Source organism: Clostridium sp. HV4-5-A1G, from assembly GCF_900184915.1.
Taxonomy (GTDB): Bacteria; Bacillota; Clostridia; order Clostridiales; family Clostridiaceae; genus Clostridium_B; species Clostridium_B aromativorans.
This window is the reverse complement of the sequence record NZ_FXYI02000143.1, coordinates 1-9358: the sequence shown is the minus strand read 5'-3', so window position 1 is coordinate 9358 and position 9358 is coordinate 1. Positions and strand designations below refer to the sequence as shown.

Below are 9358 nucleotides of genomic sequence, written 5' to 3'. Positions count from 1 at the left end.
TTCCTATTTTCATTTTTAAAAAATTATTCCATATAAATAAAAATAAAATAAAAAATCCTGTTAAAGTATGTAACCTTAACAGGATCTTTTATTATACGTAATTTAATTTTTACTATCATCACTAACACTGTTATCCCCAATAGGTATATTGTTATGACAATTGGGACAAGTTAAATTTTCCTTTTGTTTCAATATGTCTTTATCTATATACACAGTATCGTCACAATTTGGACATTTAACTTCTTCAAAATTTCCAACCATATCCCTATATGCCTCATAGTCTTCATCATACAGATCATCTTGTAAATATGCTAAGTTCTCATCTATGGCATCCATATAGTCTTCCGTATATTTTTGAGCCTCAGATAAATTTTCTATCTCTTCTGCCATACTCTCAAGTACATCTAAAATCTTCAAAAAAATTTTCCCTTCATTTGTACTTTTATCAATTTTTAGCCCATCCATCAGCCCGCTAATATAAGATACTTTAGATTTAATGGATTCCATGACATCACTTCCTAAATATTATTTATTTATTAGTATTTACTAAACTCTCTCCATATATTCTCCAGTCCTTGTATCAATTCTTATAGTTTCACCTTCATTTACAAATATAGGTACGGACACAACTGCCCCCGTTTCCACAGTAGCTGGTTTTAAAACATTAGTAGCAGTATTTCCCTTAACTCCCGGTTCAGTATGAGTTACTTGCAACTCAACAAAATTCGGAGCTTCTACAGAAAATGCCTCCCCTTTATAAAACTTTATTATGGCAAACATGTTCTCTTTTAAAAACTTTATTGCATCCTCTACCTTTTCATATTCCAATGGAATTTGTTCAAAAGTTTCCTGATCCATAAAATAATACAATTGACCATCCGAATATAAATACTGCATTTCTTTCCTTTCTATAACTGCCTCTTGCAATTTTGCAGTAGGATTAAAAGTAGTTTCAGTAACTGCTCCCGTGATAACATTTCTTAATTTTGTTCTTACAAATGCTGCTCCTTTACCCGGTTTCACATGGAGAAAATCCACTACTGTATACACTTGTCCATCTTGTTCAAAAGTAGTTCCTTTTCTTAAATCTCCTGCTGATATCATTTTCTGCCTACCGTCTTATATAAGCTCTAATTCAAGCTTATTTTCCCATTCATAGTGCCCGAAATCTAGCTGTTACAGCTATCCTACGTCAGGTCTCACACTCCAGGGACGTAAATTCGGATGTAAAATCCACCCTACAACTTCAATTACCTCTAAAATTAGTATTTGAAATAACGGCTTAACCCCTTTCTCATTCTTATTCGACCTGTTTTAATCCTAATTCAATTTTTTATAAACTCTTTATAAATCTATCTATTATCCATTTAACATTATATATCATTAAATACTATTTAACCATAGTAATATTGCTGACTTAATCTATGCATATTAAATTTTTAGGCGACTTTGACAAAACCCTACCACCATCTTCAGTTACTACAAGCAAATCTTCTATTCTAACTCCACCAAAACCCGGTATGTATATCCCAGGTTCATCGCTGACCACCATACCTGATTCCAATTTTCTATTATTTTTATAGCCAATTATAGGTGCCTCGTGAATTTCTCTGCCTACTCCATGACCCAGGCTGTGGCCAAAATTCTTCCCGTATCCTTTTCCACTTATATAATTTCTTGCAACGGCATCCACCTCCACTGCTGGAATGCCAGGCTTATACTCTTTTAAGGCCAATTGTTCAGCCTCTAAAACTATATTATATATTTTAAGCATTTCCCTTGAAGGTTCACCTATCACAACTGTTCTTGTCATATCAGAACAGTACTCCTTATAAATGCAGCCAAAATCCAGAGTTAAAAACTCTCCTCTTTTTATCACTTTTTCAGTAGCTTCACCATGAGGAAGACTGGATCTCACTCCGGAGGCCACTATAGATGGAAATGAAAGAGCACTGGCTCCTAACTTTTTCATATGAAATTCCAATTCAAGTCCTATTTCTCTCTCTGTCATGCCTGATTTTATAAAATTTACCATATGTGCAAAGGCCTTATCTGCAATAGCAGCAGCCCCTTCCATTAACTTTATTTCATCATCATCTTTTACTATTCTTATTTCTTCTACAATTCCCTCCATAGGAACAAGCTGACAATTCAATTTACTGTTAAAAACCACATATTGGCTGTAGGAAACTATGTTTTCCTCAAACCCAAGCCTTTTAATATTATTTTTATCTATTAAGTCTGATAAAAAATCTACAAAGGACATACCTTTACTATATTCTAAAATTTTATAATCTTTTACCTGTTCTGAAGCCTGTTCTGTAAACCTCGAATCCGTTATAAAGAATGCCTCTTCCTGTGTTATGAGTGAAAAACTTTCATTGCCCGTAAATCCACTTAAATAATTTCTATTTGGATCTCCCATCAACAAAACTGAATCCAATTTTTTTTTACCCATAGCTTCTCTTAATTTCGCAATCCTCTTTTTAAACATTGCAATTCCTCCTATAATAAGGCATCATCAATTCATAAATAATCACATTTATTCCATTGTTACACTCAAACAATGTTATTTTATCAAAATTTGTGATTATTTGCAAACTCAAATGCCTATTCAGGGTACAAAATTAATATCTGTCCTTGCTTTTAAATTTTCATATCTGTCCTGTTCCATTGTAATATTATCCATACTATAAAAATTTTCTTTTTGACTTATTTTTTTGAAAGCATCCACAACTTTAGTTTTATCACCTGTTATTTCAACATTTACAGTTATTTTTCCCTCACTACTTCTTGAAAAATTTAATATTTGCACCCCCTCTATACCATTTAATTTCTGTAAAACATCACTGTAACTTATTCCACTCGTCTTCTTCAAATTCTTCTTTAAATTATTCTCTTGTAATTGAAGAACTCCGTTTTTTTCATTTAAATCTTTAATAAGAGCATAATTCTTTGATAAAAAAAACACACAGCTGCAGATCAGAGCTAATATGGTAAATCTAAATATATTATTTGCCATTTTCATTATTATCATTCCACCTATTATTTTAATCTTAAATTAATCTGCCAGATTTTCTTTTCCCCGTCCGTAATCTCTAAACATTTTAAATCTTTTATTATAAATTTATTTGTGTTCTCTATATTTTTGATCAGTGAAAGACAATTTTCCTCACCTTCTACATTGAAATTTATATCTTTATTTTGAATACTTATATCTTTAAAAGTTTTTCCCTTCCATATGTATTCGTAAAAATTTAAAAAACATTCAAATGTACCGCTTTTATAATGTACAGAACTTTTTCTGGATACTGAATTCTTTAATTCACCATCCAAATTGGTCAGTTTATTTTTATTTACTATAAACATATTTACAAGCAGCAAATTTATTATCAAGAGCAATACAACCGTAAATTTAAGTTTTTTGCCTTTTTCCGCTTTTACTCTTTCTTTATACCACTGAGGTAAAAAATACAATCCCTTCACATTAACTACCTCTCACTTAAATATTTTAAATACCTATTTTTTTCTATTATTAATGTCAAATGAGAAAACATACAAACCTTAAATATCACTTTACAATGAATTTTCCAAAATCTTTACATATATACTGTTTAGATACTTCTTCTATTGTATCTTTATAGGGAAAACCCACAAAATATATATATGTAAATTTAAAATCAGTCATCAAAATACTCAGCTTCATTTGAAATTGTTCTAGAATATCAAAAAAGTCATCCTTTTTTATATTTTTAAACACATTGTTAAATATCATTTTACATTTATGACATGCTATAAAATATAAAACCTCATTTCTCATTAATACAAATATATAATTTTCACTTTTTATTTTATCTTTATAATTTTCCCAAATATAAAATTGAATTGGCACTATGCCGGCAATATGGAATCCGGCGTTATGACATTCTTCTATCACTTTCCCGTTACGGTAATTCATACAGAACACCATTACCTCCAGGTTATATTTACAGCGCCTGATTATATCATAGGAAAACATTATATCATCGGTTTTTTTAAATTTATTTTTAAGTTCTTCCCTTATAATTTTAAAGATATTTGTTCTGCTTACTCTGGGTAATTTCATGAGCATCACATATACTTCTTCTCCATGAGCTAAAATAACTAGATTTCTATTCTTTAAATTTACTTTAATGCCCTTTATGGAAACAATATTCTTATTAATTACTCTACTATTAAATAGATTGAATATAAAATTTTTATTTGGGACTTCTCTATACACCATATCTGTATCATTTACTTCTAGAAATACCTTTCTATGCATTTTACTTACACTCCCTGCTGAAGGAATAATCTACACAACTGCATACAAATCTCCCTTCTCTAAGCTCGTATTCATAAATCTCTTCTTTATAAAATTTTCCATTAAATATGTATTCTGCTTTAAAGCAATCTATATTCTCATCATAATATATATAGCATTCTTCAAAATATATCTTGATATTATCTAAAGAGCACCTACTCCCTTTTAAATTGTTTTCTTTACAAGATACATTTTCAACTATATACCTATTTAACCTAGTTAAAAGATATTCTCTAGGTTTTTCAATTATGTCCAACTCGAGGCATTTTTTATAATCCTTCAAATTATTCGATCTAATGTTCATCTCCATACTGTAGCATCCAAGGGAAATAAAAATACATATACATCCTATAAGAACCACATATATCAATATAAACCCTCTTTCAGCTTTTTTCTTTCTATTCCAAAACATCTTTTATAAGAACTACCTTTCCCCATATCTATAGATATGTAAAAAATTCTTCCATACTTCTCCACCCTAAAATCCTCTATTCCTTTCAATATATTGTTTAAAGTAGAAGAATTGTTGGAACCATAGGAAATAACAATATAATTATCATTATGTTTTTTTATATAATCATACCCTCTATCGTCATATCTCCTCAATACAATCATATTATCTTTTATATCAATATATTTAGCACTCTCTACTTGATGTTCTATTATCATAAATGCTTCATTGACATAAAACAGCTCCCTGCTATAATTGACTTCCTCCCTGTGAAGTCTCATGTATTTTGATATGACCCTTATCTGTACTGTAGTTATAGATGCTGCCAGTGCTATAACTATAATCATCTCTATAATTGTAAAACCTTTTCTACACTTCGTTTTATCTTTTATAATTCCCCTTATAGAATTCACATTTATCCACCTTGATATTTCCATATATTTTTCTACAAAATTGTAAATTTATCTTTAACACCTCCCCTTCTGTTACATTTAAAATGATATAGGGCTCTTTTTCAGGCTTTACATCAGAAAATGAATTATAAACTTTTATTTTTTCCATATTTTCAACCTTTAGCTCATCACAGTTTAAATATACCCTGCCTTTTTCATATAAATTTAAAACATCTTCATAACTAAAATTATATTCAATATTATTTTTCACATATTCCATAATCAATGTACACCTGTTTACACCTTGATTATAATTCTTTACTTTGACAGCACTTACCTGTATACAGAGAGCTGCCATAAACAGCAGTGAAAAAACCACTATACTACACAGCACTTCTATTAAGGTAAATCCTCTCTTAACTGTTATTTTAGCTGTATTATTTTTTCCTATCTTCCACATCAGTACTTTATCTCCACATAAGCAGTGCCCACACACATAGTCAGGCAGTGAATTTTTTCTTTTCTATCCTTAAACTTTATACTACAGGCATCTTGAGTTATTCCCCGGTTATCTATTTTTATCCTGTTATCATCTCTTACCCCATTCAAAGTAAATCCCTCCGGCAATCTCATATTGAATATTTCATTTAAACCTACGTTAAAAGTTATGCATTCACTGTCTTGATCAAAATAGATATAACCTCCTTCTTTCTTATTATCTCTACAATAAGCCTTGGATTTGTTTATAAAATTTATAATATTATTGTCAGTTAAATCCACATCTATCTCGTTAGTAATTTTGCTGTAGAACCCCAAAGTGATCAAACTAAAGCTAAAAATTACAGAAAATAAACTCATAGTAAGGAGCAGTTCAATTAACGTAAAACCCCGTGATTTGGCTCCAGAAATCATAGTTTTAATTTTCATCATTAGGAAATATCTCAATGCCTTCTTTTCTCACTATGTAGGAATTATCTGCAGCGTCAATTTCCAAAGTATAGGTATCCTTGTCACTTTCATAATTTACAGTAATGTTCTGATCATCACTGCCCAGTTCAACACCGGTCTCTCCAGCGGAGGTAAGGGTGGATATACAGTTTTTTACATCTACCTCATCAAATTTTCCATCATTGTCTCCATAACTGGCCATAGCTGCCGTTTCTATTTGCTTAGCCGTATTAACAGCCTTTGTAATTTTAGCCTTATTTTGATAAGCAGAAAATTTAGGAACCAGAAACCCTAAAAGCACTAAAATTATGGCAACTACTAACATCAGTTCTATGAGGGTAAATCCTTTCTTTCTTCTATACCTGAATTTTCCTGTCATATTTCAACTACCTTCTTTCAATCTTATTTATAAATTACAATGTAGACTCCATTATAGTAAAGATAGGCATAAGTGCTGATATAACAAATATTCCTACTAACAGCGACAAGAATATTATTATAATAGGCTCCACAATCCTGACCATCTTTTTCAAACACCTATCCAATTTATTCCCAAATAATTGCTCCAGCTTTAAAAACATAACATCTATATTTCCCGTATTTTCAGCAGTATTAATTAAAGATAAAAATAATTTATCATTTATTTTTGCCTTACTCATTGCTTCACATATACTTTCACCTCCTTCCACATACTTTATTGCCTTCTCCATTTTATTTGACATAATACCATGACCCACCAATTCACTTGTGATTTTAAGAGCCGTAATTATATTTACCCCGGATTTTACGAGTATAGCCATCGAAGAACATATTTTAAAAATCATAAGATCACTGTAAATTTTATTGAAGTAAGGTATTCTAATTTTTATATTTTCTACTATATCAGCCACCCTGCAATTTTTTCTAAATCCATAGGATATTATCCCTATAAAAATCACTGATGCTAAAATTTGAATATAGTGCAGTCTGAGAAACTGACAACTGTACATTACTATTTTTGTTAGAACTGGTACTTCACTCCCATTAGAAATTATAATGTCAATGAATTGTGGTATTATATCAACCATCAGAAACAGCAGCACAAATATTGAAACTACCAGTGTTATTGCAGGGTATATGAGAGAAGTTTTCAGTGAAGATATTATGCTGTAACATTTTTCATAATATTCAGATAATTTTTTGAATATTTCATCCAATCTTCCAGATTCTTCACCTATTTTAACCATTTCCACCATAAATACAGGAAATACATATTTAAACTGAGCCATACTTTCATGCAGTTCTTTTCCTTTTACCACTTCTTCTTTTACAGCTTTCAAAGTCTGTTTTACGGAATTGTTACCACACTGCTTTTCTAAGTCATCAAGCGTCTTAGATACAGGTATTCCTGCCCCCAGCATAATGCTCATCTGGCTGCACAATACACTTATATCCATCATGCTGGATTTTTTTAAAAATACATTTCTGTAATTTTTTACACTGCTCTGGTTATATATATAATATTCTTCTTCTCTCAAAGAAGCTTTTAATTGAGCAAATTTATATCTTTCGCATTTACCTTTGATTTTTTTACCTTCCATATTTATTGCCCAGTACTTTATTATAATATCCACCGCCTTTACTACAGGCACATCCTGAGAAACTCTTCATATGTAGTAACACCTGATTTAACAAGTTCCATACAATTTTCCTTCATAGTAGCCCCTCTTGATTCCTCTATGCTGTTTTCAACATTCAATACACTGTTTTTTGAAAAACCTCTCATATAATCATTCACATATGAAATATCATATATCACTGTCCTGCCTTTGTATGCCTTATGGTTACACCTGTCACAGCCCTTTCCCTTGTATAAAACCTGTTCAGAGGATAGATTCAATTTCACAATTTCCTCTGGAGAAGCCTGGTATTCTGTTTTACAGTAAGGACATATTTTTCTGACCAACCTTTGGGATATTATGCCTACAAGCGCATCCCGTATAAAATATTCCGGTATTCCCATATCTTTAAGTCTTATCGCGGATTCAGCAGAGTTGTTCGTATGCAGTGTACTTATAACCAAATGTCCTGTCACGGCTGCCCTTATAGCCATATGTGCCGTCTCTTCATCTCTTATCTCTCCAAGCATTATGACATCCGGATCCTGACGCAAAATGCTCCTGAGTCCCCGGGCAAAGTCAAGCCCTATTTTTGAATTTACATTAACTTGATTTACATCGTCCAGGGTGTACTCTACAGGATCTTCTATACTCACTATATTTTTTTCTCTAGCATTTATATTGCTCACCATAGAATAAACTGTAGTAGTCTTGCCGCTTCCCGTTTGGAGTGGAACAAAATTGCGACATTCAAAGCAATTGTTACTTATAAGGAACCTAAAATAATACAAACCACTATTGGAAGTAAGATTAAAAAATATAGATTAATCAATTCAATTTCTCAAAGGGAGTTAGCTAAATTAATAAAAATATCTAAATCAAACATGTATCTTTATGAGCATAATAAATTATACCCAAGATTAGACCTACTAAACAAAATGGCGGAGATTTTTAATATTGATGTCAAACAACTTATGGATGATTATCTTTTATTTATATATAATCCGAATTACAAAAGGTTTTTCATAGAATTAGAGCACAAAATCAAAGACGTAAAAAACACTCTAGGAATTAAACAGCTCAAGTATTCACGCTGGAAAAATGGTATGGAAATAAGTAAGAAAAGTTATATACATCTCAGGAATAAACTATTGAAATTAAAAATTTACGACATAAAAAAATACGTTATATATTAATGTAAGTTTTTTAAAAGCCCTAGGTGAATCTAGAGCTTTTCTTTTATTGAGGTGGATTGCAAATGCTACAAGGAGTATATCCTTCTGATTTGGCATCTCCTAATGATATTGGTATCTGACTTCTAGCTAAATATTTGCAACCTGCCCTATGATATTTTGGATCTATGTCAATAAAGTAGACACATTTTTTGAACTTTTGAACTGAATATATTTTAATTTTCAAATAGCCTTTAACTATTTTAATTCAATCCAAATATATATCAAGGATATACAGAGCAAGCCCACGGCTTGTCCTTGACATATATTTAGATCGAATATATTTATCCTTAAGGCTGATTGAAAATTTAATTGATATAATTGATTCTTTTATCAGGCAGCTGATTTCTTTCTTTCAATATCTTCACATTCCTGTGGAGTAATATATCCAATCC

14 protein-coding genes are annotated in these 9358 nt (G+C 30.9%); 1 reads left to right on the top strand and 13 read right to left on the bottom strand.

Annotation, left to right across the window (positions count from 1 at the left end):
- Positions 1 to 102: 102 nt before the first annotated feature.
- The 13 genes from J5G60_RS13780 to J5G60_RS13720 form a co-directional block, all read right to left on the bottom strand.
- Positions 103 to 507, bottom strand: coding sequence for a CD1247 N-terminal domain-containing protein (locus J5G60_RS13780; RefSeq protein WP_150356524.1), 405 nt, complete (start codon positions 505 to 507; stop codon positions 103 to 105).
- A 39-nt stretch (positions 508 to 546) separates the two neighbouring features.
- Positions 547 to 1104, bottom strand: coding sequence for an elongation factor P (efp, locus tag J5G60_RS13775; protein ID WP_150356525.1), 558 nt, complete (start codon positions 1102 to 1104; stop codon positions 547 to 549).
- 313 nt (positions 1105 to 1417) lie between these two features.
- A complete protein-coding gene (locus J5G60_RS13770; protein ID WP_150356526.1) occupies positions 1418 to 2494 on the bottom strand; it encodes a M24 family metallopeptidase in 1077 nt (358 codons plus the stop codon).
- A gap of 120 nt (positions 2495 to 2614) precedes the next feature.
- Positions 2615 to 3028 carry a hypothetical protein gene (locus J5G60_RS13765; protein ID WP_150356527.1) on the bottom strand — a complete coding sequence of 138 codons (414 nt, stop codon included), beginning with the start codon at positions 3026 to 3028 and terminating at the stop codon, positions 2615 to 2617.
- 17 nt (positions 3029 to 3045) lie between these two features.
- Entirely contained in the window at positions 3046 to 3486 is a 441-nt protein-coding gene (locus J5G60_RS13760) for a hypothetical protein (RefSeq protein WP_150356528.1), read from the bottom strand.
- Between the two features lie 85 nt (positions 3487 to 3571).
- Positions 3572 to 4303 (bottom strand): hypothetical protein, encoded by a 732-nt coding sequence (locus J5G60_RS13755; protein WP_150356529.1) that lies wholly within the window; start codon positions 4301 to 4303, stop codon positions 3572 to 3574.
- Position 4304: 1 nt separating this feature from the next.
- Positions 4305 to 4703, bottom strand: a complete 399-nt coding sequence (locus tag J5G60_RS13750; RefSeq protein ID WP_229980933.1) for a hypothetical protein — start codon at positions 4701 to 4703, stop codon at positions 4305 to 4307.
- Positions 4704 to 4708: 5 nt separating this feature from the next.
- Positions 4709 to 5206: a type II secretion system protein gene (locus tag J5G60_RS13745; RefSeq protein WP_229980917.1), complete on the bottom strand. Its 498-nt coding sequence runs from the start codon at positions 5204 to 5206 to the stop codon at positions 4709 to 4711.
- Positions 5175 to 5645, bottom strand: a complete 471-nt coding sequence (locus J5G60_RS13740; protein ID WP_150356532.1) for a type IV pilus modification PilV family protein — start codon at positions 5643 to 5645, stop codon at positions 5175 to 5177. Before J5G60_RS13740 ends, J5G60_RS13745 begins: the two co-directional genes overlap by 32 nt.
- On the bottom strand, positions 5645 to 6115 hold the full coding sequence (locus J5G60_RS13735; RefSeq protein WP_236035323.1) for a type II secretion system protein: 471 nt from the start codon (positions 6113 to 6115) through the stop codon (positions 5645 to 5647). The genes J5G60_RS13740 and J5G60_RS13735 overlap by 1 nt, the downstream gene beginning before the upstream one ends.
- Positions 6102 to 6512: a type II secretion system protein gene (locus J5G60_RS13730; protein WP_150356533.1), complete on the bottom strand. Its 411-nt coding sequence runs from the start codon at positions 6510 to 6512 to the stop codon at positions 6102 to 6104. Before J5G60_RS13730 ends, J5G60_RS13735 begins: the two co-directional genes overlap by 14 nt.
- Before the next feature lie 34 nt (positions 6513 to 6546).
- The gene (locus J5G60_RS13725) at positions 6547 to 7764 is read right to left on the bottom strand and encodes a type II secretion system F family protein (RefSeq protein WP_236035322.1); all 1218 of its coding nucleotides are present in this window, start codon (positions 7762 to 7764) and stop codon (positions 6547 to 6549) included.
- Positions 7755 to 8423, bottom strand: coding sequence for a GspE/PulE family protein (locus tag J5G60_RS13720; RefSeq protein ID WP_150356534.1), 669 nt, complete (start codon positions 8421 to 8423; stop codon positions 7755 to 7757). Before J5G60_RS13720 ends, J5G60_RS13725 begins: the two co-directional genes overlap by 10 nt.
- On the opposite strand from J5G60_RS13720, the gene J5G60_RS19225 reads away from it, so the two are divergent.
- On the top strand, positions 8340 to 8927 hold the full coding sequence (locus J5G60_RS19225) for a helix-turn-helix domain-containing protein (protein WP_150356535.1): 588 nt from the start codon (positions 8340 to 8342) through the stop codon (positions 8925 to 8927). The two genes, J5G60_RS13720 and J5G60_RS19225, sit on opposite strands and share 84 nt — an antisense overlap.
- The last annotated feature ends 431 nt before the right edge of the window (positions 8928 to 9358 follow it).